18 protein-coding genes are annotated in these 22,813 nt (G+C 72.1%); 11 read left to right on the forward strand and 7 right to left on the reverse strand.

Going from position 1 to position 22,813, the window contains the following annotated elements:
- Window positions 1–102: 102 nt before the first annotated feature.
- The 11 genes from ACFWGP_RS14410 (at window position 103) to hpaD (ending at window position 14,626) form a co-directional block, all read left to right on the forward strand.
- Window positions 103–1,035 (forward strand): helix-turn-helix domain-containing protein, encoded by a 933-nt coding sequence (locus tag ACFWGP_RS14410; RefSeq protein ID WP_376931204.1) that lies wholly within the window; start codon window positions 103–105, stop codon window positions 1,033–1,035.
- A gap of 127 nt (window positions 1,036–1,162) precedes the next feature.
- Entirely contained in the window at window positions 1,163–3,145 is a 1,983-nt protein-coding gene (locus ACFWGP_RS14415; protein WP_376931205.1) for a primary-amine oxidase, read from the forward strand.
- 49 nt (window positions 3,146–3,194) lie between these two features.
- The gene (locus ACFWGP_RS14420; RefSeq protein ID WP_231431681.1) at window positions 3,195–4,604 is read left to right on the forward strand and encodes an aldehyde dehydrogenase family protein; all 1,410 of its coding nucleotides are present in this window, start codon (window positions 3,195–3,197) and stop codon (window positions 4,602–4,604) included.
- A gap of 157 nt (window positions 4,605–4,761) precedes the next feature.
- A complete protein-coding gene (locus ACFWGP_RS14425; protein ID WP_376931206.1) occupies window positions 4,762–5,967 on the forward strand; it encodes a metallophosphoesterase family protein in 1,206 nt (401 codons plus the stop codon).
- A 172-nt stretch (window positions 5,968–6,139) separates the two neighbouring features.
- A complete protein-coding gene (locus ACFWGP_RS14430) occupies window positions 6,140–7,795 on the forward strand; it encodes a thiamine pyrophosphate-binding protein (protein ID WP_231431683.1) in 1,656 nt (551 codons plus the stop codon).
- Between the two features lie 85 nt (window positions 7,796–7,880).
- Window positions 7,881–8,666, forward strand: coding sequence for a 2-oxo-hept-4-ene-1,7-dioate hydratase (hpaH, locus tag ACFWGP_RS14435; RefSeq protein ID WP_231431684.1), 786 nt, complete (start codon window positions 7,881–7,883; stop codon window positions 8,664–8,666).
- Complete coding sequence (locus ACFWGP_RS14440; protein ID WP_231431685.1) at window positions 8,651–9,535, forward strand: HpcH/HpaI aldolase/citrate lyase family protein; 885 nt, start codon at window positions 8,651–8,653, stop codon at window positions 9,533–9,535. The genes hpaH and ACFWGP_RS14440 overlap by 16 nt, the downstream gene beginning before the upstream one ends.
- Window positions 9,536–9,606: 71 nt before the next feature.
- Window positions 9,607–11,160 carry a fumarylacetoacetate hydrolase family protein gene (locus ACFWGP_RS14445; RefSeq protein WP_376931207.1) on the forward strand — a complete coding sequence of 518 codons (1,554 nt, stop codon included), beginning with the start codon at window positions 9,607–9,609 and terminating at the stop codon, window positions 11,158–11,160.
- Window positions 11,157–11,828 (forward strand): GntR family transcriptional regulator, encoded by a 672-nt coding sequence (locus tag ACFWGP_RS14450; protein WP_231431687.1) that lies wholly within the window; start codon window positions 11,157–11,159, stop codon window positions 11,826–11,828. The genes ACFWGP_RS14445 and ACFWGP_RS14450 overlap by 4 nt, the downstream gene beginning before the upstream one ends.
- Window positions 11,829–11,905: 77 nt before the next feature.
- Window positions 11,906–13,441 (forward strand): 5-carboxymethyl-2-hydroxymuconate semialdehyde dehydrogenase, encoded by a 1,536-nt coding sequence (gene hpaE / locus ACFWGP_RS14455; protein ID WP_231431688.1) that lies wholly within the window; start codon window positions 11,906–11,908, stop codon window positions 13,439–13,441.
- Between the two features lie 42 nt (window positions 13,442–13,483).
- Entirely contained in the window at window positions 13,484–14,626 is a 1,143-nt protein-coding gene (hpaD, locus tag ACFWGP_RS14460) for a 3,4-dihydroxyphenylacetate 2,3-dioxygenase (protein ID WP_231431689.1), read from the forward strand.
- A 51-nt stretch (window positions 14,627–14,677) separates the two neighbouring features.
- Here hpaD and ACFWGP_RS14465 read toward each other — a convergent pair whose 3' ends face one another.
- The 7 genes from ACFWGP_RS14465 to ACFWGP_RS14495 all read right to left on the reverse strand — a co-directional run bounded on the left by ACFWGP_RS14465 (window position 14,678) and on the right by ACFWGP_RS14495 (window position 22,640).
- Entirely contained in the window at window positions 14,678–15,487 is an 810-nt protein-coding gene (locus ACFWGP_RS14465; protein ID WP_376931208.1) for an alpha/beta fold hydrolase, read from the reverse strand.
- Window positions 15,484–16,122, reverse strand: coding sequence for an isochorismatase family protein (locus tag ACFWGP_RS14470; protein WP_231431691.1), 639 nt, complete (start codon window positions 16,120–16,122; stop codon window positions 15,484–15,486). The genes ACFWGP_RS14465 and ACFWGP_RS14470 overlap by 4 nt, the downstream gene beginning before the upstream one ends.
- Before the next feature lie 62 nt (window positions 16,123–16,184).
- A complete protein-coding gene (locus tag ACFWGP_RS14475; protein ID WP_376931209.1) occupies window positions 16,185–17,858 on the reverse strand; it encodes a D-alanyl-D-alanine carboxypeptidase/D-alanyl-D-alanine-endopeptidase in 1,674 nt (557 codons plus the stop codon).
- A 129-nt stretch (window positions 17,859–17,987) separates the two neighbouring features.
- Window positions 17,988–19,304 (reverse strand): ABC transporter permease, encoded by a 1,317-nt coding sequence (locus ACFWGP_RS14480; RefSeq protein ID WP_374201138.1) that lies wholly within the window; start codon window positions 19,302–19,304, stop codon window positions 17,988–17,990.
- Window positions 19,301–19,984, reverse strand: a complete 684-nt coding sequence (locus ACFWGP_RS14485; protein WP_231431693.1) for an ABC transporter ATP-binding protein — start codon at window positions 19,982–19,984, stop codon at window positions 19,301–19,303. Before ACFWGP_RS14485 ends, ACFWGP_RS14480 begins: the two co-directional genes overlap by 4 nt.
- A gap of 8 nt (window positions 19,985–19,992) precedes the next feature.
- Window positions 19,993–21,654 carry a hypothetical protein gene (locus ACFWGP_RS14490; protein WP_376931210.1) on the reverse strand — a complete coding sequence of 554 codons (1,662 nt, stop codon included), beginning with the start codon at window positions 21,652–21,654 and terminating at the stop codon, window positions 19,993–19,995.
- Complete coding sequence (locus ACFWGP_RS14495; protein WP_376931211.1) at window positions 21,651–22,640, reverse strand: hypothetical protein; 990 nt, start codon at window positions 22,638–22,640, stop codon at window positions 21,651–21,653. The genes ACFWGP_RS14490 and ACFWGP_RS14495 overlap by 4 nt, the downstream gene beginning before the upstream one ends.
- Window positions 22,641–22,813 lie beyond the last annotated feature (173 nt).

The raw sequence follows: 22,813 nt of genomic DNA on the forward strand, positions 1-22,813 counted from the left end.
CTCACCGGACGCCCGCTCGCATCGCCTGCCACCCTTGACTATCCAAATGGATAGTCCTATGGTGTTCGCAACCATCGAGGCGGTTCGAGGAGGAATGTGGCGATGGGTCGAGCGACGACGACGGGGAGCCTGGACTTCCCACGATTCCGCACGGCGGTGAGCGAGTCCTTCGTGCCGCTCCGGGTGACGACCGGCCGCCCGGATCCGTTCGGGGGCGGCATCCGCCACGTCGCCGCGGGCGAGGTCCACTGCTCGATCGTCTCGGCCGACGAGCACCTCGTGGAGCGCACCCCGAGGCTCATCGCGGACTCGCCGCGACGCTGTTACAAGGTCGGCCTCCAGCTCGAGGGCACGGGCCTCCTCGTGCAGCACGGGCGCCAGACGGTGCTGCGGCCCGGGTCGCTCGTGATCTACGACACCGACCACCCGTACTCGCTCGCCTTCGAGGAGCGGTCGAGCACCTTCGTGCTGATGTTCCCGGCGCACGCGCTCGACCTTCCCCACGACGCCGTCGGCCAGCTCACCGCGACCTCCCTCGGCGACGCGGGCGGCCTCGGCGATGTCGTCGTGCCCCACCTCGCGAACCTCGCCGGCAACCTCGGGCTCGTCGCCGGGCCCGGCGGCGACCGACTCGCCCGCACGAGCGTCGACCTCGTCGCAGCCATGCTGTCGAACGAGCTGGCCGTCGCCCGCGTATCGACCAGCCCGCGAGCGCGCCTGTTCGGCGAGGTCACGCGGTACATCGACGATCACCTCCGTTCGGCCGTGCTCGACCCGGGCAGCCTCGCCGCGGCGCACTTCATCTCGCCCCGCCACCTGCACGCGCTCTTCCACGAGCACGGCGCGACCGTCTCGGGCTGGGTGCGCCGCCGACGCCTCGAGGAGTGCCGCCGACGCCTCGCCGACCCCCTGTTCGACGAGCGCTCCATCTCGAGCATCGCGAGCGAATGGGGCTTCGCCGACGCCGCGCACTTCAGCCGGGTGTTCCGGGCGGAGTTCGACCGATCGCCCAGCGCGGTCCGCGCCGAGCGGTAACCGGCCGGCACCCGCCCCCGTACCCGTACCGACCCGACCCGTGCGCGCACGTCACACCACCGCGCCCGGAACGACAAGACGCCCGCGCGCCCCGCGCGAAGACTGATCACGACCCCCTGGAGGACCCATGCACCACCACGACCTGCTCACCGTCGCCCCGACCGAGGTGCGTCACCCGCTCGACCTCACGACCGCGGAGGAGTTCGAGCGCGGGCGCGAAATCCTGGTCGAGGCCGGCCGGGTCGGCGAACAGACCCGGTTCCCGAACGTCTCGCCCGAGGAACCCGACAAGGCGGTCGTCGCCGGCTTCACGTCGGGCGACGTCGTCGAGCGGCGGCTGCGCTACACGCTCCTCGAGCTCGACAGCGGCCGCGCGGCCGAAGCGGTGGTGAACCTCACCACGGGCGAGATCGACGAGTGGCGCGACCTCGACCTGCAGCATCCGCCGTACGGGCAGCCGCAGTACCTGTTCGAGGAGTACGAGCTCGCTGCCGAGATCGTGAAGTCCTCCCCCGAATGGCGTGCCGCGATGGAGCGTCGCGGCCTCGGCGACCGCATCGGGCTCGCGTTCTGCGGCCCGCTCGCCCCCGGCTTCTTCAACCGATCCGACGAGGTCGGCCGCCGCGTCATCCGCTCGCTCACCTTCCTCAAGGACTCGCCCGGCGACAACCACTGGTCGCACCCCGTCGAAGGCCTCATCGTGCACATCGACCTCACCGAGCGCCGGGTCATCCGCGTCGAGGACCACGACGGCGCCGCCGTGCCCGACCTCGACGGACGCTACGACGCCGAGTCGACCGGTCCCGCGCGCACGAGCCTGAAGCCCATCGAGATCACCCAGCCCGAGGGCCCGAGCTACCACGTCGACGGCAACGAGGTCGAGTGGGAGAACTGGCGGTTCCGGGTCGGGTTCAACGCGCGCGAGGGCCTCGTGCTGCATCAGCTGACCTTCCGCGACGGCGACGAGCACCGCCCCGTGCTCTTCCGTGCGAGCGTGCCCGAGATGGTGGTGCCGTACGGCGACACCTCGCCGACCCGCTTCTGGATCAGCTACTTCGACGCCGGCGAGTACCTGCTCGGCAAGAACGCCAACGCGCTGCAGCTCGGCTGCGACTGCCTCGGCGTCATCCACTACTTCGACGCCCACGTCGCCGACGACCACGGCAACCCGGTGCGCATGCCCAACGTCGTGTGCATGCACGAGGAGGACTACGGGATCCTCTGGAAGCACAACGAGATGGGCGAGCGCCCCGAGGTCCGGCGGAGCCGGCGCCTCGTGATCAGCTACTTCGCCACGATCGGCAACTACGACTACGGCTTCTTCTGGTACCTCTACCTCGACGGCACGATCCAGATGGAGGCGAAGGCCACCGGCATCGTGTTCGCGGGCGCCGGCGAGCCCGGCCACGACGACCCGCACGCGAACGAGATCGCGCCCGGCCTCTTCGCGCCGGTGCACCAGCACCTGTTCTGCGCCCGCCTCGACGTGTCGGTCGACGGCGACGACAACACGCTCGCCGAGATCGACGCGGTCGGCGTGCCGACCGGACCGGAGAATCCCTACGGCAACGCGTTCACCTGGCGGGTCACCCCGATCACGCGCGAGTCCGAGGCCGGCCGCCTCGCGAACGGAGCGACCTCGCGGGTGTGGCAGGTCGCGAGCGCCTCGCGGCGCAACGCGGTCGGCCGGCCCACCGCGTTCTGGCTCGTGCCCGAGGGCAAGTCGACCCTGCTCGCGCAGCCCGACTCGACCGTGTGGGGCCGGGCGAACTTCGCCACGAAGCACCTCTGGGCGACCGCCTACTCCCCCGACGAGCGCTTCCCCGCCGGCGACTACCCGAACGCCCACGCGGGTGGCGCGGGCATCCCCGCGTGGCAGCAGGCGGACCGCGACCTCGACGGCACCGACCTCGTGCTCTGGCACGTGTTCGGGCCGACCCACCTCCCGCGCCCCGAGGACTGGCCGATCATGCCGGTCGACTACTCGGGATTCCTGTTCAAGCCCCACGGCTTCCTCGACCGCAACCCCGCGCTCGACCTGCCCGATGCCGGCCGTGCGGATGCCTCGGGCTGCTGCGGTACCGGCGCCGCCTGCGACTGCGCGCACTGAGCCCACGACCACCGAACGAACCGATCGACGAACCCGAGAAGGAGACCCCATGGACAGCGAAGCAGGACTGCTCGCCGCGATCGCCCCGGCCGACGGCCCGGGCCGCGAGGTGCACGACCCAGCCACCGGCGAGCTCATCGGCACGGTGCCCGTGCATGGCACGGCCGATCTCGACCGCGCCATCGCCGGGGCGACGAACGCCCGGCGCGCGTGGGCCGCGCTCGACGACGACGAGCGCAAGGCGACCCTGCACCGGGTCGCCGATGCGATCGAGGCCGCCGCCGAACCGCTCGCGCGAGTGCTCTCGCGCGAGCAGGGAAAGCCGCTCAACGGCCCGAACGCCCGCTTCGAGGTCGGCGCGTGCGTCGGCTGGCTGCGCGCGACCGCCGAGACGCCGCTGCCGGGCGAGGTCGTCGTCGACGACGGCGAGACCTACGCCGAGCTGCGCTACCGCCCCGTCGGCACGGTCGCGGCGATCACGCCGTGGAACTGGCCGATGATGATCGCGATCTGGCAGATCGCCCCGGCGCTGCGCATGGGCAACACCGTCGTCGCCAAGCCCAGCGAGTACACGACGCTCTCGGGCCTCGCCCTCGCCGCGGTCATGAACGAGGTGCTGCCCGAGGGCGTCCTCGAGGTGGTCGCCGGCGACGGCGCGATCGGCGCCGAGATGGTCGCCCGCCCCGAGTTCGGCAAGATCATGTTCACCGGCTCGACCGCGACGGGCAAGCGCATCATCGAGGCCTCCGCCGGCAACCTCACGCGGCTCACGCTCGAGCTCGGCGGCAACGACGCCGGCATCGTGCTGCCCGACGTCGACCCGGCGGCGATCGCCGAGGGCCTCTTCTGGGGCGCATTCATCAACACCGGGCAGACGTGCGCCGCGATGAAGCGCCTGTACGTGCACGACGACGTCTACGACGCGGTCTGCGCAGCGCTCACCGCCGTCGCCGAGCAGATGCCCATGGGCGTCGGCCTCGACGAGCAGAACGTGCTCGGTCCGCTGCAGAACCGCATGCAGTTCGGCGTCGTCGACCGCCTCGTCGAGGCGGCGAAGGCCTCGGGAGCCCGGGTGCTCGTCGGCGGCGAACCCGATCGCGAGCAGGCGGGCCACTTCTACCCGACGACCCTCGTTGCCGACATCGACCCAGGCAACCCGCTCGTCCTCGAGGAGCAGTTCGGCCCCGCCCTGCCGATCGTCCGCTACTCCGACATCGACGAGGCCGTGCGGCTCGCGAACGACGTCGAGGTCGGCCTCGGCGCCTCGGTCTGGTCGGGCGACCGCGACCGCGCTCGCGAGATCGCCGCGCGCCTCGAGGCCGGCACCGTCTGGATCAACTCCCACGGCGGCGTGCACCCCATGATCCCGTTCGGCGGCGTGAAGCAGTCGGGGTACGGACTCGAGTTCGGTGTCGAGGGCCTGAAGGCGGTGTCGGTCCCGCAGGTCGTCAACGGCTGAGCACGGATGCCTCGGAGCGCCGGCGCCCTCAGGGCGTCGGCGCTCTCGCGCGTCGGGACGAGGGCTTCGTTCACCCGCAGGTCGCGCCCGCGACATCCCCGAGCCGTACCGTCGCGAGCGGCGACCGTCGCCCTTCCGACGAACAGGAGACCAGACCATGCCCGACCGACTGCCCGTGAGCCGCCGAGCCGTCATCACCGCCGGAGCGCTCGGCGCCGTCGGCGCCGCGCTGCCGGCCGGAGCCGCGAACGCCGCGACCACGAGCCCGCGCCGCTCCCCCGCCGGGCGCCCGAGCACGAGCGGACCGAGCCTGCGGTTCCGTTCCGACGGCACGTTCAAGGTCGTCCAGTTCAACGACACGCAGGACGACGAGCTCACCGACCGGCGCACCGTCGAGCTCATGGAGAAGACCCTCGACCAGGAGCAGCCCGACTTCGTCGTCATCAACGGCGACGTCATCACGGGCGGCTGCGAGACGCGCCTCGCGGTGAAGCAGGCGATCAACAACGTCGTCTGGCCGATGGAGAGCCGCGGCATCCCGTGGGCCGTCACCTACGGCAACCACGACGAGGACTCGCTGCCGCAGTCGGGGGTCGACGAGGCGGGCATGCTCGAGTTCTACCGGTCGTACGACCACAACATGAACGCCGCGAACATCGCCGACGTGACCGGCACCGGCAACACGCTCGTGTCGATCGCCTCGTCGGCGAAGCAGAACCGCGACGCGTTCGCGCTGTGGCTGCTCGACTCCGGCCGCTACGCGCCGGGTTCGATCAACGGCCAGGACTTCACCGGCTACCCGACCTGGGACTGGCTGCGCATGGACCAGGTCGCGTGGTACCGCGATGAGTCGCAGCGCCTCGAGCAGCGGCTCGGCCGCAAGCTCCCCGGCCTCATGTTCGTCCACATCGCGCTGTGGGAGCACCGGTTCATGTGGTGGGGCGGGGTCGACACCCGTACGGCCGCCGACGCGGCACGCGGCAAGGCGCGGCACGGCATCGTCGGCGAGCGCAACGAGGACGAGTGCCCCGGCCCCATCAATTCGGGCATGTACAACGCGATCCTCGAGCGCGGCGACGTGAAGGGCGTCTTCGTCGGCCACGACCACGTCAACGACTACGTCGGCGACTACTACGGCGTGCTGCTCGGGTACGCGCCCGGCACCGGCTTCGGCGCGTACGGCCTGCCGGGCGCCGAGCGCAACCGCATGCGGGGCGGCCGCGTGTTCGAGCTCACCGAGTCGGGCGACGACGTGTCGATCGCGACGCGCGTCGTCTACGCCCGCGACCTCGGCATCGACCTCACGGCGAACGACCAGCCGATGCAGCCCACCCCGCTGGCTGCGAAGCAGGCGCGGATCTGACCGGGGCGGCGGGGCCCGGGCCGGTCGGTCCGGGCCCCGCCGCCGTCGTATACTCGTCCTCGTCCAGGCGCGACACTCGCGCCGGTGCTCGAAAAATGGGCACGAAGCGGGCCCCTGCCGCGAGACACATACGGAATCGATCACGTCCGTCACCGTCTCGAAAGGCTTCGCCATGCCCAACGTCTCCGCCCACGTCGCCCACGCCCTCGCCGCCCACGTCGACCATGTCTTCGGGGTGATGGGCAACGGCAACGCCTGGTTCCTCGACGCACTCGAACGCGAGACGGATGCCTCGTTCACGGCTGTCCGCCACGAGGCGGGCGGCGTCGTGGCCGCCGACGCCCACTACCGCGCTTCGAAGCGCCTCGCGGCTGCGACGTCGACGTACGGCGCCGGCTTCACGAACACGCTCACCTCGCTCGCCGAAGCCGCGCAGGCCCGCGTGCCGCTCGTGCTCGTCGTCGGCGACGAGCCCACCTCCGGTCCGCGCCCATGGGACGTCGACCAGATCGCGCTCGCCTCCGCGGTGGGCGCTCGCACCTACACCGTCGGTCGCACCGACGCCGCGGCGACCACCGTCATCGCGGTCGAGCATGCACTCGCGTACCGCCTGCCGGTCGTGCTCGCGATCCCGTACGACGTCGCGGCGGCGGAGGCCGGACCCCTCGTGGAGGCACCGGCCCCGAAGCATCCCGCACCGCTCGGGCCGGCCGGGGAATACGCCCGCGGCACGATCGCCGAGATCGCCCGCGCCCTCGCCGGCGCGAGCCGGCCGTTCCTGCTCGCGGGTCGTGGCGCGTGGCTCGCCGACGCCGGCGAGGCGCTCGGCGAGCTGGCCGCGGCGACCGGCGCCGTGACCGCGTCGACCGCGCTCGGACGGGGCGTCTTCCCCGACGGCCGGTACGACCTCGGCGTCACCGGCGGGTTCGGCGCCGACGGGGCGATGGCACTCGTGCACGACGCCGATGTCGCGGTCGTGTTCGGCGCCTCGCTCAACCAGTTCACGATGCGCTTCGGCGAGCTCTTCGCGCCCGGCACCCGGGTGTTCCAGGTCGACGTCGCGCCCGCCGCGACCCATCCCAACGTCGGCGGCTACGTGCGCGGCGACGCCGCGCTCGCGGCCCGGGCGATCGTCGGGGAGCTCGCGGTGCTCGGCGCCGAGCCGAGCGGCTGGCGCGACACGATCGACGCGGCCGCGCTGCGCCGCTACGACGAGGGCGACGAACTCGCCGCCGACGGTCGCCTCGACCCGCGCTCGGCCGCGCGCCGCATCGCCGAGCTGCTGCCCGAGGACCGGGTCGTCGTCTCCGACGGCGGGCACTTCATCGGGTGGGCGAACATGTACTGGCCGGTCGCCTCGCCCGATCGCATGATGATGGTCGGCACCGCGTTCCAGTCGATCGGCCAGGGCTTCCCGAGCGTTGCGGGTGCCGCGGCGGCCAAGCCCGGATCGACGATCGTGCTGACCTCGGGCGACGGCGGCGGCCTGATGGCGCTCGCCGACCTCGAGACCGCCGTGCGCACCGCCGGCGGCCGCGGCATCGCCGTCATCTGGAACGACGCCGCCTACGGCGCCGAGGTCAATCTCTACGGGCTCAAGGGGCTCGCCGAGGCGCCGATGCGCATCCCCGAGGCCGACTTCGCCGCCGCGGCCGCGGCGTTCGGGGCGGAGGGCGTCGTCGTGCGCACGCTCGGCGACCTCGATGCGCTCGCGGAGTGGGCGGCCCGACCGGTCGACGAGCGGTCGTTCCTGCTGCTCGACTGCCGCATCTCGGGGTCGGTCATCGCCCCGTACCAGCACGAGATCATCCGGGTGAACTCCCGCTGAGGCATCCCGCCCGTTCTCGCCCTGTGACGGCGACGCAGGATCGTATACGATCGTGCTGAGCGCCCGACGACGAAGTGGAGCCCGCGTGCTGAACCAGTCCACCATCGAGCAGATCGCCGACGAACTCGTCGCCGCAGATCGCGACCGCACCATCGTGCCGCGGCTCACCGCGCGGTACCCCGGCATGACCGTCGACGACTCGTACGCCGTGCAGAAGGTCTGGGCCGAGCGGCGCATCGCCGACGGCGCCCGGCTCGTCGGCCGCAAGATCGGCCTCACCTCGAAGGTCATGCAGGTCGCGACCGGCATCACCGAGCCCGACTACGGCGTCATCCTCGACGACATGGTGTTCGAGTCGGGCGCCGAGATCGAGTTCGACCGGTTCTCGAACGTGCGCATCGAGGTCGAGCTCGCGTTCGTGCTCGCCAAGCCGCTCGCCGGTCCGAACACGACCGTCTTCGACGTGCTCGACGCGACCGCCTACGTCGTGCCCGCGCTCGAGGTCCTCAACTCGCACCTCGAACTCGAGGGCCGCACGATCGTCGACACGATCAGCGACAACGCCGCGATGGGCGCGATGGTCGTCGGCGGCCGCCCGGTGAAGGTCGACGAGGTCGACCTGCGCTGGATCGGCGCGCTCCTCTATCGCAACCAGACGATCGAGGAGTCGGGCGTCGCCGCAGCGGTGCTCGGCCACCCCGCGATGGGCGTCGCCTGGCTCGCGAACAAGCTCGCCCAGCACGGGCAGTCGCTCGAGGCGGGCGAGATCATCCTCGCCGGCTCGTTCACCCGGCCCATGTGGGTCGAGCGCGGCGACACCGTGCACGCCGACTACGGACAGCTGGGGGCGATCACGTGCCGATTCGCCTGAACCTGCCCGACACGTTCACCGACCGCGTCGCCGCCGCCGACCGCCCCCAGATCGGCATGTGGGTGTGCTCGGCGAGCCCGCTCATCGCCGAGGTCGCAGCAGGCAGCGGCGTCGACTGGCTGCTCATCGACGCCGAGCACTCCCCCAACGACCTGCAGACCATCCTCCACCAGCTCTACGCGGTGTCGGCGTACCCGGTCGCCCCGGTCGTGCGCCCGCCGATCGGCGACCCGGTCGTCATCAAGCAGTACCTCGACCTCGGCGTGCAGAACCTGCTCGTACCGATGGTCGACACGGCCGAGCAGGCGCGCCGGCTGGTGCGCGCCGTGCGGTACCCCGGCACGGCGACGAGCACCGAGCGGGATGCCTCGGGCCACCGCCCCGGCCCGACCGATCACGGCATTCGCGGGGTCGGTGCCTCGCTCGCCCGCTCGTCGCGCTGGAATCGCGTCGAGGGTTACCTCGCCGGCGCCTCGGCGACGGTGAGCCTCACCGTGCAGATCGAGTCGGCGACCGCCGTCGCGAACGTCGACGAGATCCTCGCGGTCGACGGCGTCGATGCGATCTTCGTCGGCCCGGCCGACCTCGCGGGGTCGATGGGCCTGCTCGGGCAGCCCTCGCACCCCGACGTCGTCGAGGCCGCGCTGACGGCGATCCGTGCGGCGCAGGCGGCCGGCAAGCCCGTCGGCATCAACGCGTTCGTCGCCGAGGACGCGGAGCGCTACCTTGCGGCGGGCGCCTCGTTCGCCGCCGTCGGCGCCGACGTCGCGATCCTCGCGCGTGCCTCCGAGGCGCTCGCCGACCGCTTCATCGCCCGGCGAACGACCGGTTCGGATGCCTCGGGCACACCCCCGCGCGCGAGCTACTGACCGCCGATTCATCGCTTCACAAGCCCCCGCAGATCGTATATGATTTGTGATATTACGAGACGAGGACGTCAATGACCTTCGGTATCCCGACCCCCGGCAAGATCATCGCCGTGCACCTCAACTACCCGTCGAGGGCCGCGCAGCGGGGTCGCACGCCCGCTCAGCCGAGCTACTTCTTCAAGCCGGCCTCCTCGCTCGCCCCGACCGGCGGCACCATCGAGCGCCCCGCCGGCACCGAGCTGCTCGCCTTCGAGGGCGAGATCGCGATCGTCATCGGCGAGCCCGCCCGCCGCGTCTCCCCCGAAGACGGCTGGAGGCACGTCGCCCAGGTCACCGCGGCGAACGACTTCGGCCTCTACGACCTGCGCGCCGCCGACAAGGGTTCGAACGTGCGCAACAAGGGCGGCGACGGCTTCACGCCGATCGGGCCGGCAGCGATCCCCGCGAGCGTCGCCGGCGAAGACGGGTGGCGGGTGCGCACCTGGGTCAACGGCGAGCTCGTGCAGCTCGACATCTCCGACACCCTGCTGTTCCCGTTCGGGCGCCTCGTCGCCGACCTCTCGCAGCACATGACGCTCGAGACGGGCGACGTCATCCTCACCGGCACCCCCGCCGGCTCGTCGGTCGTCGTTCCCGGCGATGTCGTCGAGGTCGAGGTCGACGCCCCGCTCGCACCCGGCGCCCCCTCGACGGGCCGTCTCGTCACGACCGTGACGCAGGGCGACGCCCCGTTCGGCGACTTCGGCACCAAGCCCGCCGTCGACGACGCGCAGCGCATCGAGGCGTGGGGCAGCGAGGCCGAGCACGCCGCGGCCGTCGCCGCCGGCAAGGCCAGCCCGCTCGACGCACCGACCGCGAGCGACGAGGCCGCCGCGGCGAGCGCCGCCCCCGAGCCATCCCCTGCGGCGTTGACCGACGAGGTGCGCGAGCTCCTCTCGAGCGCCGCCGTCGCGACCGTCTCGGCGGCGCTGCGCAAGCGCGGCTACCACGACGTCTTCATCGAGGGCGTGTTCGCGAACCATCCGGGCGACCGCATCGTCGGCACCGCGAAGACGCTCCGCTTCATCCCGTTCCGCCCCGACCTGTTCAAGGAGTTCGGCGGCGGCTTCAACGCGCAGAAGCGCGCGTTCGACACCGTCGAGCCGGGCGAGGTGCTCGTCGTCGAGGCCCGCGGCGAGCGCGGCACCGGCACCGTGGGCGACGTGCTCGCGCTCCGCGCCCAGGTGCGCGGCGCCGCCGGCATCGTGACCGACGGCGGCGTGCGCGACTTCGACGCCGTCGCCGAGTTCGACATCCCCGTGTTCAGCCAGGGGCCGCACCCGAGCGTGCTCGGCCGCCGGCACGTGCCGTGGGAGACCGACGTCACGATCGCCTGCGGCGGTGCGGCCGTGCAGCCGGGCGACGTCATCGTCGGCGACGGCGACGGGGTGCTCGTGATCCCGGCGGCGATCGCCGCGGAGGTCGCGGCCGAGGCGGCCGCGCAGGAGGCCGAGGACGCCTGGGTCGCCGAGCAGGTCGCGGGTGGGGCGTCCGTCGACGGGTTGTTCCCCATGAACGCCGAGTGGCGGGCGCGCTTCGAGGCCACTCGCTCGGCCGAGGCCGCCGCCGCGGAGGCCGCGCGATGAGCACCGAGTCGAAGTCGCAGCGCGCCTACCGGTTCATCCGCGAGCGCATCGACGACGGGCGCTTCGTGCCCGGCTACCGCCTGGTGCTCGGCCCGATCGCGGCCGAGCTCGACGTGAGCGTCGTGCCCGTGCGCGAGGCGATCCGGCGACTCGAGGCCGAGGGGCTCGTGACGTTCGAGCGCAATGTCGGCGCCCAGGTCGCGCTGATCAAGGAGACCGAGTACCTGCACACCATGCAGACGCTCGCCCTGGTCGAGGGCGCGGCGACTGCGCTCTCGGCGCCCGCGCTCACGCCCGCGCACCTGCACCGCGCCCGCGAGATCAACGAGCGCATGCGCCGGAGCCTCGACGACTTCGACCCGCACCGGTTCACCGAGCTCAACCTCGAGTTCCACGCGGTGCTCTACGAGGAGTGCCCGAACCCGCACATCCTCGACCTCGTGCACCGGGGCTGGAACCGCATGAAGGTGCTGCGCGACTCGTCGTTCAGCTTCGTGCCGGGGCGCGCGCACGAATCGGTCGACGAGCACGAGCGCATCGTCGCCCTGATCGAGGCGGGCGCAGCTCCCCTCGAGATCGAGCTCGCCGCGCGTGCGCACCGCACCGCGACGCTCGACGCCGTGCTCGAGCACCAGGCCGAGCTGCGGCACCCGGTACCGACACCCTGACCCGTTGCGGGCCGTGCAGGCCCGCCCGACCGACCGCCCGACCGGCGGATCCACGACCACACGAAGGTGAGCAACAGATGACCGACCACACGCCCGAGGGCCTGCCCGACCGCATCCGCCACTACATCGACGGCGAGTTCGTCGACTCGATCGACGGCGACACCTTCGAGGTGCTGAACCCCGTCACGAACGAGACGTACGTGCACGCCGCCGCCGGCAAGAAGGCCGACGTCGAGCGCGCCGTCGCCGCCGCGCGTCGTGCCTTCACCGAGGGCCCCTGGCCGCGGATGCTCCCCCGCGAGCGGTCGCGCGTGCTGCACCGGATCGCCGACCTCGTGGAGTCGCGCGACCAGCGTCTCGCCGAGCTCGAGTCGTTCGACTCGGGTCTGCCGATCACGCAGGCGCTCGGCCAGGCCCGCCGCGCCGCCGAGAACTTCCGCTTCTTCGCCGACCTGATCGTCGCCCAGGCCGACGACGCCTTCAAGGTGCCCGGCAAGCAAATGAACTACGTGAACCGCAAGCCGATCGGCGTCGCCGGGCTCATCACCCCGTGGAACACCCCGTTCATGCTGGAGTCGTGGAAGCTCGGCCCCGCCCTCGCGACCGGCAACACGGTCGTGCTGAAGCCCGCCGAGTTCACGCCGCTCTCGGCGTCGCTCTGGGCGGGCATCTTCGAGGAGGCGGGCCTGCCCAAGGGCGTCTTCAACCTCGTGAACGGCCTCGGCGAGGACGCGGGCGACGCGCTCGTCAAGCACCCCGACGTGCCCCTCATCTCGTTCACGGGCGAGAGCTCGACCGGCCAGCTGATCTTCGGCAACGCCGCCCCGTACCTCAAGGGCCTGTCGATGGAGCTCGGCGGCAAGAGCCCCGCCGTCGTCTTCGCCGACGCCGACCTCGACATCGCCATCGACGCATGCATCTTCGGCGTGTTCTCTCTGAACGGCGAACGCTGCACCGCGGGCAGCCGCATCCTCGTGCAGCGCGAGGTCTACGACGAGTTCGTCGAGCGCTACGCGGCGCAGGCGAAGCGCGTCAAGGTCGGACACCCGCACGACCCCGCGACCGAGGTCGGTGCGCTCGTGCACCCCGAGCACTACGACAAGGTGATGAGCTACGTCGAGCTCGGCAAGACCGAGGGCCGGCTCGTCGCCGGCGGGGGGCGCCCCGAGGGCTTCCCGACGGGCAACTACGTCGCCCCGACCGTCTTCGCGGACGTCGCGCCCGACGCCCGCATCTTCCAGGAGGAGATCTTCGGCCCGGTCGTGGCGATCACGCCCTTCGACACCGAGGAAGAGGCCCTCGCCCTCGCGAACAACACGAAGTACGGGCTCGCCGCCTACATCTGGACGAACGACCTCAAGCGGGCGCACAACTTCGCCCAGTCGGTCGAGGCCGGCATGGTGTGGCTCAACTCGAACAACGTGCGCGACCTGCGCACCCCGTTCGGCGGCGTCAAGGCGTCGGGGCTCGGCCACGAGGGCGGCTACCGCTCGATCGACTTCTACACCGACCAGCAGAGCGTGCACATCACGCTCGGCGCACCCCACAACCCCACCTTCGGCAAGCAGCAGGTGCACGAGGCATCCGACCTCGACGACCCCGACCCCCGCTGAGCCGCGCCGATCCCGACGACCCACCCGAGCAAGGACGCTGAAATGACCAACCGCGACGACATGACCCTCACCTCCTCCGGCTTCTACGTTTCGCAGGAGGCCCCGATCCACACTGACAATCCGGTGCCGACGCCCTCGGTCCCCGCCCCCGACATCCTGCGCTGCGCGTACATGGAGCTCGTCGTCACCGACCTCGCCGCCTCGCGCGAGTTCTACGTCGACGTGCTGGGCCTCTACGTCACCGAGGAGGACGACCGGGCGATCTACCTGCGCTCGACCGAGGAGTTCATCCACCACAACCTCGTGCTGCGCCAGGGCGAGATCGCGGCCGTCGCCGCGTTCTCGTACCGCGTGCGCACGCCCGAAGACCTCGACAAGGCGGTCGCGTTCTACACCGAGCTCGGATGCCGCGTCGAGCGCCGCGCGGAGGGCTTCACGAAGGGCATCGGCGACTCGGTGCGCGTCGAGGACCCGCTGGGCTTCCCGTACGAGTTCTTCTACCAGACCGAGCACGTCGAGCGCCTTTCGTGGCGCTACGACCTGCACACGCCGGGCGAGCTCGTGCGCCTCGACCACTTCAACCAGGTCACGCCCGACGTGCCCCGCGCGGTGAACTTCATGCAGTCGCTCGGGTTCCGCGTCACGGAGGACATCCAGGACGCGGAGGGCGTCGTGTACGCCGCGTGGATGCGCCGCAAGCCCACCGTGCACGACACCGCCATGACCGGTGGCGACGGCCCCCGCATGCACCACGTCGCGTTCGCGACGCACGAGAAGCACAACATCCTCGCGATCTGCGACAAACTCGGCGCGCTGCGGCGGTCGGACGCGATCGAGCGCGGGCCGGGCCGCCACGGCGTCTCGAACGCGTTCTACCTGTACCTGCGCGACCCCGACGGCCACCGCGTCGAGATCTACACGCAGGACTACTACACGGGCGACCCCGACAACCCCGTCGTCACGTGGGACGTGCACGACAACCAGCGCCGCGACTGGTGGGGCAACCCGGTCGTGCCCTCCTGGTACACCGAGGCATCCCTCGTGCTCGACCTCGACGGCAACCCCAAGCCCGTCGTCGCCCGAACCGACTCGTCGGAGATGGCCGTCACGATCGGCGCCGACGGCTTCTCATACACGCGCCGGGGCGACGAGGAGCACGGCTTCAAGCTCGGCAACACGCTGTAGTGCGTCAGGCTTCTGCAGGAGCGGATCCGCGACGGCGCCCTCGGGGCCGCGTCAGCGCTCTTCTCCTGCAGAAGCCGCCAAGAACCCGATCGCCGCGTCCTTGAACAGCCGAGAGGTCAGCGTCGACACGTGGTCGCGCCCGGGGATCGAGACGAAGTCGGCACCCCAGTCGAGCGCGAGCTGCTGCGCTCCGGCCGGCACCGGGTCGGCCTCGCCCGCGACGAACAGCGTCGGCACGTCGCCGGGGATCGCGAGCGGCGCGCCCGACACCCCGGCGACGACGGCGAGCAGCGCCTCGGGGTCGGCTCCCGCCTCGATGGCGGGGCGGAGCACCTGCTCGATCACGGGGTTCGCGGTCGGCACGCCGTCGATCAGCAACGCGCGCACCTCGTCGAGCCGCCACGACGCGAACAACTCGTTCGGTCCGGCACCGCCGACGACGACCCGGCGCAACCGCTCGGGCGCGAGTGCGGCGAGCGCCGAGATCACCCGGTTGCCCATCGAGTACCCGACCGCGTCGACGCGCGTGATGCGCTCGGTGTCGAGCACGGCGATGAGGTCGGCCCCGAGCCGCTCGGGCCGGTAGTCGTCGTCGCCCACCGGCTTGTCGCTCTCGCCGTGTCCGCGCAGGTCGACCGTGACCGCCGTGCGTCCGGCTTCGTTGAGCGCCTTCACCCAGCCCGTGCCCTCCCACGTGACGCGAGCGGTCGATGCGAAGCCGTGCACCAGCAGCACCGGTGGCAGCGCAGCCGTCGCCGAGTCGTCCCGAGTCGTCGCCGCCCGGTGCACGCGGTACGCGATGAGCACGCCGTCGGCGCCCTCGGCGTAGAGCGCGGGCGACCGGTCGGTCGCACCGATCATTCGGGAGACCCGGATGCCTCGGCGCCGGCCTCTCCGGCGGTGCCGGCCCCGACCGCGGCCGAGGTCTCGATGACCGCGCCGGCGTGGCCGAGCTCGGCGAGGGCCGCGATCGAGGACTCGGGTGCGACGCCTGCGACGAGATCGGTGAGCACGCGCACGTGCTGCCCGTGCTCGAGCGCGTCGAGCGCGCTCGCCCGCACGCAGTAGTCGGTGGCGAGGCCGACGACGTCGACATCGGTGATGCCGTGGCGCCCGAGCACCTCGCTCACGCTCTCGCCGGCGTCGTCGGTGCCCTCGTAGATCGAGTACGCCGGCACACCCTGTCCCTTTCGGATGTGCACGTCGATCTCGTCGACCGCGAGCGCCGGGTGGTACTCGGCGCCCAGCGTGCCCGCGACGCAGTGCGGCGGCCAGGTGTCGACGTAGTCGGGCTCGGCGTCGGTCGCGAAGTGGCCGCCGTTGTCGTTGTCGCTCGAGTGCCAGTCGCGCGAGGCGATGACGAGCGAGTAGGCGTCGCGATGGTTCGCGAGCAGTTCGCTGACGCCGGCGGCGACGGCCGCCCCGCCGTCGACGCCGAGTGCGCCGCCCTCCGTGAAGTCGTTCTGCACGTCGATGATGAACAGGGCCCGTGTCATGGCTCCATTCTCCCCCTGTCGCGCCGCGACCGGGAGCCCCGGCGACGATCCCTCCGGCGGCGCTACCGGTTCGAGAGGTTGTCGCCGCAGAGGTAGAAGCCGGTGGCGAGGGTGTCGATCGCCGTCTTCGCGTCGTCGGAGACGTCGCCGAGCGCGTAGATCGCGAAGGTGAGGTCGGTGCCGTCCTCGGCGCGGATCACGCCGGCGAGCGTGTAGCCCGTGTTGATCCAGCCGGTCTTCGCGATGACCCGCCCGTCGGCCACCGCGTTGTCGCCCCAGAACCGGTCGTCGTAGGCGAGCGACCCGCGCTCGCCCGCGACGGGCAGTGAATCGAGCAGATGGCCGAGCTGGCCCTCGCGGGCGTTGATCTTCACGAAGAGCCGCGTGAGGTAGGCGGGTGGCACGGCGTTGTCGTCGGAGAGGCCCGAGCCGTCGACGACCGCGATGCCGGCCGTGTCGACGCCGTAGCCGGCGAGGCCTTCGAGCACGCCGGCGTTGATCGCCGCGAACGTGTTGCCCGATCCCGTCTCGATCGCGACGAGCCGGGCCAGCATCTCGGCGACGGTGTTGTCGCTGACGACGAGCGCCTTGTCGACGAGCTCGGCGGCGGTCGGCGAGAGCACCTGCCCGAGCTGCTGGGCGCCGGCGGGCGCCGTGCCGCGCTCGATGGTCGCGATGCCGCCGAGCTCGTCGGCGAAGGCCTGGCCCGCGCGCCCGATCGGGTCGTCGCTGCGACGCGACGTATTCGAGTACGGGTCGTCGCGGTCGCCGTCGACCATCAGCGCGGTGATGTTCGACATGTATCCGTCGTCGCGTTCGACGAGGTCCCAGCTCGGCTGCCACTCGTCGCCGCCGAAGTACGACGCGTCGAGGACGAGCTTCGTGATGGGCGGGTTCGCGGGGTCGGCCGCCCACGCGTCCTGCACCTGCGCGGCGAGCTCGTCGAGGTGCGCGGCGCCCGGGTACGCGGTCTCGTCGCCCGACGGCGTGCGCGAGAGCGTCACGTCGCCGCCGCCGACGAGCACGACCGAGCCGGGCTCCGATCCCTTCACCACGGTGGTCGCCGCCCGGTGGTCGGGGCCGAGCACCGAGAGCGCGGCGGCCGAGGTGAGCACCTTCATGACGCTCGCCGTGCGCGATGCGGTCGCGCCCCCGCGGTCGAAGAGCACCTCGCCGGTCTTCGCGTTGAGCACCTGCGCCTGCAGGTTCGCGAGCCGCGCGTCGGCCGCACGGTCGGCGACCGAGCAGGTGCGGATCCGGCTCACCGGCGCAGCGGTCGGCACGGGCCTCGCCTCGGGCGTCGGCGTCGGGGTCTCGCTCGGCGTCGGCGCGGCCGCGGCGGTCGGGTCGGCGACGGTCGCCGACCCCGCGAACAGGGCGGCGGTTCCGGCGAGCGCGAGTGCGACCACGCCGCCGACGACGGCGAGCGGTGCACGGTGCTTCCGCACGAAGGCGAAGAAGGATGACTCGGTGCCCGCATCGCTCGTGGCGCCGACCTCGTCGGCACCGGTGTCGCCGTCGGCGTGCTCGGCACCGGTGGCGTCGTCGGCGTGCTCGGCACCGGTCATGTCTTCGGCACCGGTCGTGCCTTCGGCATCGGTCGTGTCGTCGGCACGCTCGGCACGCTCGGCACCGTCGCTCGACGGCGTTCCGTCGAACGAGTGCTCGTCACCGGACCCGCGCGGCGGGTCACCCGGGAGCGACGTCGCGCCCGTGGCATCCGTCTCGTCGTTCACCCGGGCATCATACGCGCCGCACCCCCGATCCCGTTTCAGGAACGAGTGGCGGTCGACCGGCCGTCGAAGACCGGAAGCGCGCGGGACCGCGCCGGCTTCGCAGTCACGTTCCTGAGGGACGGTCGCGGCTCAGACGCCGGCGCGGAGCGCCGCGATCGGCTCGATGCGCGAGGCCTTGCGGGCGGGGTAGGCGCCGGCGGCGAGACCGACGACCGCGCCGAGCAGCGCCGCGCCGAGCACCATGGGCAGGTCGACGATCGGCGTCCACTGCTGTACGAGCGCGACCGCGACGACGGCGAACACGCCGACGGCGGCGCCGATGAGCCCACCGAGAAGGCCGATCACGATCGACTCGACCATGAACTGCCGGGCGATCTGCCGCCGGGTCGCGCCGAGGGCGCGCCGCAGGCCGATCTCGCCGGTGCGCTCCGACACCGAGAGCAGCGTCACGTTCGCGATGCCGAGCCCGCCCGCGAGCAGTGCGATGACGCCGAGGATCAGGAACACCACGTTGATGTCGGCCTGCACGTTCTCCTGCAGCGTCGACCCGCTGCGCGGCGCCTGCACGTCGAAGTTCTCGGGTGCGTTCGGGTCGAGCGCGACGGGCGCCTGCTTCGCGACGAGCGATCCGGCGCCCGGTGCGATGCGCAGTTGCAGCTCGCTCGCGCTGGGCAGCCCGAAATCCGAGCGCGCAGCACCGAGCGGCACGATCACCGAGTCGAGCAGGTCGACGCGCCGTTCCATGCCGTCGACGATGCCGATGACCGTGTAGGCCCGCTCGCCGATGAAGATCGACGGCTGCCGGTCGACCCGGTTGATGCCGAGCTTCTCGGCCGCGCGCGAGCCGAGCACGGCGACGCGATCGCCTCGTTCGTCGTGGCCGGCGTCGAAGTACCTGCCCGCGGTCACGTCGCCCCGTACCGCGTCGAGCAGGCCGGGCGAGGTGGCGACGAGCGCTGGGCTCAGCGCCTCCGCCGCCGACGGATCGTTGACCGGCACCGCGGTGATGCGCTCCTCGCCGATCGACACCTCGCCGATGAGCCCGGCCCGTTCGACCCCGTTCAGCCGCTCGACGCGATCCGGCGCGTCCCACGGCAGCATCGTCGTCGCGACCTCGCCGTTCGCCGAGTCGGTCGTGCCCGGCTCGACGACCGCCTGCGTTGCGGCGACCGCGTCGAACTGCCGGCTGATCTGACCCGCCGCGGTCTGCGCGAACCCGATCGTCACGACGAGCGACGCGATGCCGAGCACCGTTCCGAGCGTCGTCATCACGAGCCGGCCCGTGTGTCCGCCGATGCCGTGGCTGACCTCGACGAGCAGGTCCTGCGCGGTGAATCGGTCGGCCCGCGGGGTCGCGTCGGGCTGCGCGCCGTCGGCGACGGCGGGCGCTGCGGCTCTCGTGCGGCCGGCATCGCCGCCCCGCCGCAGCAGCGATCGTCGTCTCACAGCTCGCTCACCCGTCCGTCGGCGATGCGGATGCTTCGCCCCGCCCGACCCGCGACCTGCTGGTCGTGCGTGATGACGACGAGCGTGAGCCCGTCCGCGTTGAGTTCCTCGAAGAGGTCCATGACCTCGCCCGAGGTGCGCTCGTCGAGGTTGCCCGTCGGCTCGTCGGCGAGGATCATCTCCGGCGCAGCCATGACTGCGCGAGCCACGGCCACGCGCTGACGCTCGCCGCCCGAGAGGGTCGTCGGCAGGAAGTCGGCCCGATGCGCGAGGCCGACCCGCTCGAGAGCGGCGCGCGCCCGAGGCATCCGATCGGCCCTCGGCACCCCGCTGTAGAGCGTCGCCAGCAGCACGTTGTCGAGCACCGTGCGACGCGGCAGCAGGTGGAACGCCTGGAACACGAACCCGATCGTGCGGGCGCGGAGCCCCGCGCGCGCCTCCTCGTCGAGCGTGCCGGTGAGCACGCCGCCGAGCCGGTACTCGCCGACGGTCGGGCGGTCCAGGAGGCCGAGCACGTTGAGCAGGGTCGACTTGCCCGAGCCGCTCGGGCCGACGATGGAGAGGTAGTCGCCGCGCCCGATCGTGAGGTTCACGGCCTTGAGCGCCTGAACCTCGGGCGGACCGGGAAACGAGCGCGTGACGTCGACGAGCTCGACGACGGGCGCCGGGCTCGTCCGCATGCGGTCGCTCATTCGCCCACCACGACGAGGTCTCCCTCCTCGAGATCGCCCACCACCTCGACGAACCCCTCGGCAGCGAGGCCCGTCTCGACCTCGACGAGACGGGTCTCGGCGTCGGCGCCGGAGCTCGGGGCACCGTCACCGTCGACGAGCACCTCGACCCGCGACTCGCCGCCGGGGCCGGCCGTGAGCGCCGCGAGCGGCACCGCGAGGACCTCGCCGTCGGTCGCGCCGATCGAGATGTTGACCCGTACGTTCTGACCGCGCAGGGCCTGCACCTGCGCGTCGGTCGGCTTCACGGGCGCGAGCACGACGTCGTAGCGCGGGCCCGACTCGGCGGCGTCGCCGCCCGCGGCCTCGCGCGGCGCGACCGAGGTGATCGTCGCCTGCAGCTCGGATCCATCGGGAACCGCGAGCGTCGCGACATCGCCGACCTTCAGGAGCTTGGCGTCGCTCTCGGCCGCCGATGCCTCGATCGCGAGGGTCGCGCCCGAGACGAGCATGGCCGCGCTCTCGACGATCGAGCCGCGCTCGACCATGACCTCGTCGACCCGCCGGGGCAGCTCGTCGAGGTAGAGCACCTCGCTCACCGGCAGGAAGGCGAGCGTGCCGGTCTCGGCCTCGGCGAGGAGTTCCTGCGCGTCGCCGAGCTGCGCCCGGGCGGACTCGAGCGCTGCGCGCTCGGCCGCGGTGTCGCGCGGCGCGAGCGCGGCGTCGCGCTCGACCCGAGCGAGCTTCAGCGCGTCCTCGGCCTCCGCGACGGCGTTCGCATCACCCGACGCCTTCGCGGCGGCGAGCGCCCGCTCGGCCGAGCGAACGGCGTTGTCGAGCTGCACGCGTTCGACGGCACTGGGGCCTCCGCCCGCCTCGGCGAGCGCGCGCTCCGCGGAGGAGACCTGGTCCTCGGCTGCGGTCACGCCGTCGCGCGCGGCGCGCACCGCATCGTCGGTGCCCTCGGGCGCCTCGGGCAGCGGGTAGCCGACCCGTTCGTAGAGCGCTGCGACGGCGTCGGCGGTCGCGGAGTCGAACACGTTCGAGGCGACGTCGCCCGGGTCGAGGCCGATCGCCCGCAGCGATTGCTTCAGCTGGATCACGTCGGGGCCCGAGAGCCCGGCCCTGAGCGTCCGGTATGCGGGCAGTTCACCCGGAAGCACGATCACCGGCCGGCCCGTGACCTCGAGCGCAACCGACGCCGGCCCGAGCGTCGCACCGACTTCGGGCACGCGCCCGGTGACGACCGCGGGTCCCCCGAGCTCACCCGTCTCGAGCTTCACCTCGACCGAGTCGGCGAACGCCGCGTCACCGCGGATCGTCACGTCGTTCGAGAGCGTGCGCGACTCGACGGGCACCGTGATCGGTCCGGCGTCGGGCGCCGCGGCGTCGGCGGCGGCTTGCCCCGGCGACACGATGACGAAGCTCAGCCCCACACCGGCCGCGAGCGAGACCACCGCCACGGCGGCGAGCACCCACAGCACGCGGTTGCCGCGCAGCACCCGCCGCCAGCCCTGCACGGCGGGGTCGGCGGCCGGGTCTTCGGTCGGTGCGGGTTCGGCGGATGCGGGTTCGATCTCGAGCCCGTCTTCGGCCTCCGTCAGGAGTTCGGCGCGCGATGTCTCGGGGTCGATGATCGCGTCGAAGTCGTCGCCGGCGACCCCGTCGCGGTCGGTCACTCCTCGCCCTTGCCGTACGCGGCCACGAGCTCCTCGAGCTCGGCCTCGTGGTCCTCGATGAACTGCTCCTCGAGTGCGAACTGCGCGGCGAGCTGCTTGTCCTGGTAGTCGAGCTTCTCCGCGCAGCGGAAGTCGGCGAGTGCGACGTCGATCTCCTGCTGCTTGAGCTCGGCGAGCGTCTCGGCGCTCGGCTCCTCGTACGTCTGGCCGTCGTCGCCGACCTCGTAGAGGGCGTTCTGGGCCTCCATGATCGAGTTCTGCGCGTCGCTGCGCGTCGTGAAGTCGGGATACTCGGCGTCGGCCATGCACTCGGCCCACTTCTCGTCGAGCGCGATCATGTCGGGCTGCTTCGCGGTGCTCTCCCACAGCTTGCCCATCGCCTCGTTGAGGTCGGCGAACTGCTCGTCCTCCCAGTAGTTGTCGCCGTTGATCTCATGCTGGGCGGCGCCCTCGCAGCCCGCTTCCTCCCACTTGTACTCGTAGGAGCCGTCCTCGCCGATCTCCTCCTCGCTCGGCGGCACGCCGTAGAGCGTCGCCCAGTAGGCCTCCTGCTCGCTGGGCGAGAGCGTCTCGACGTACGGCTGGTTCGGGTCGACGAACTCCTCGGCCTCCTCCTGCTGCTGCTCCATCTCCTCCTGGGTCTGGACCATGCCCCAGCCATTGGACGCGACCCACTCCTCGGTCTCGCGTTCGGCCATCTCGTCTTCGCCCATGATCGACATGCCCTGCGACTGGTCGACGGGCACGTACTCGAATCCCTCCTCGGCCATGCACTCGGCCTTGAGCTCCTCGGTCTTCTTCGCGTCCGCGATCGCGCGTTCCTCGGTCCATTCGCCGTTGACCGCCTCGAGGTACTTCGTGAGGGGGCTGTCCTCGTATGAGAGCTCGCCTCCTCCGCCTCCGGCGGGACCTGCGGTGCAGGCGGCGAGCATGAGGACGGCTGCCGAGGCGGCGATGAGGCCGGCGACGGGTCGGCGAGCGGGCACGGGAACTCCTTCGGGTCGGTGGGCGGTGCGTGGCCTCGCATCGCGTCGACCGGTCGGGGGCCCGGTGCGCCGGCAGGGCGGCCTGCTCGGGAGCCTAGCGGGGCCCCGCGCCAGGGCGCCATCCTCCGCACGGATGATTCGGGGTCGACTCAGGGAGATCCCCGACCGTGGCG

The sequence above is a fragment of the Agromyces sp. NPDC127015 genome (assembly GCF_042725165.1).
Taxonomy (GTDB): domain Bacteria; phylum Actinomycetota; class Actinomycetes; order Actinomycetales; family Microbacteriaceae; genus Agromyces; species Agromyces chromiiresistens.

Excerpts from the sequence above, each read along its gene's own strand:
- ACFWGP_RS14410 (WP_376931204.1), top strand. The coding sequence starts at position 103 with ATGGGTCGAGCGACGACGACGGGGAGCCTGGACTTCCCACGATTCCGC.
- ACFWGP_RS14415 (WP_376931205.1), top strand. The coding sequence starts at position 1,163 with ATGCACCACCACGACCTGCTCACCGTCGCCCCGACCGAGGTGCGTCAC.
- ACFWGP_RS14420 (WP_231431681.1), top strand. The coding sequence starts at position 3,195 with ATGGACAGCGAAGCAGGACTGCTCGCCGCGATCGCCCCGGCCGACGGC.
- ACFWGP_RS14425 (WP_376931206.1), top strand. The coding sequence starts at position 4,762 with ATGCCCGACCGACTGCCCGTGAGCCGCCGAGCCGTCATCACCGCCGGA.
- ACFWGP_RS14430 (WP_231431683.1), top strand. The coding sequence starts at position 6,140 with ATGCCCAACGTCTCCGCCCACGTCGCCCACGCCCTCGCCGCCCACGTC.
- ACFWGP_RS14445 (WP_376931207.1), top strand. The coding sequence starts at position 9,607 with ATGACCTTCGGTATCCCGACCCCCGGCAAGATCATCGCCGTGCACCTC.
- ACFWGP_RS14450 (WP_231431687.1), top strand. The coding sequence starts at position 11,157 with ATGAGCACCGAGTCGAAGTCGCAGCGCGCCTACCGGTTCATCCGCGAG.
- hpaE (WP_231431688.1), top strand. The coding sequence starts at position 11,906 with ATGACCGACCACACGCCCGAGGGCCTGCCCGACCGCATCCGCCACTAC.
- hpaD (WP_231431689.1), top strand. The coding sequence starts at position 13,484 with ATGACCAACCGCGACGACATGACCCTCACCTCCTCCGGCTTCTACGTT.
- ACFWGP_RS14465 (WP_376931208.1), bottom strand. The coding sequence starts at position 15,487 with ATGATCGGTGCGACCGACCGGTCGCCCGCGCTCTACGCCGAGGGCGCC.
- ACFWGP_RS14470 (WP_231431691.1), bottom strand. The coding sequence starts at position 16,122 with ATGACACGGGCCCTGTTCATCATCGACGTGCAGAACGACTTCACGGAG.
- ACFWGP_RS14485 (WP_231431693.1), bottom strand. The coding sequence starts at position 19,984 with ATGCGGACGAGCCCGGCGCCCGTCGTCGAGCTCGTCGACGTCACGCGC.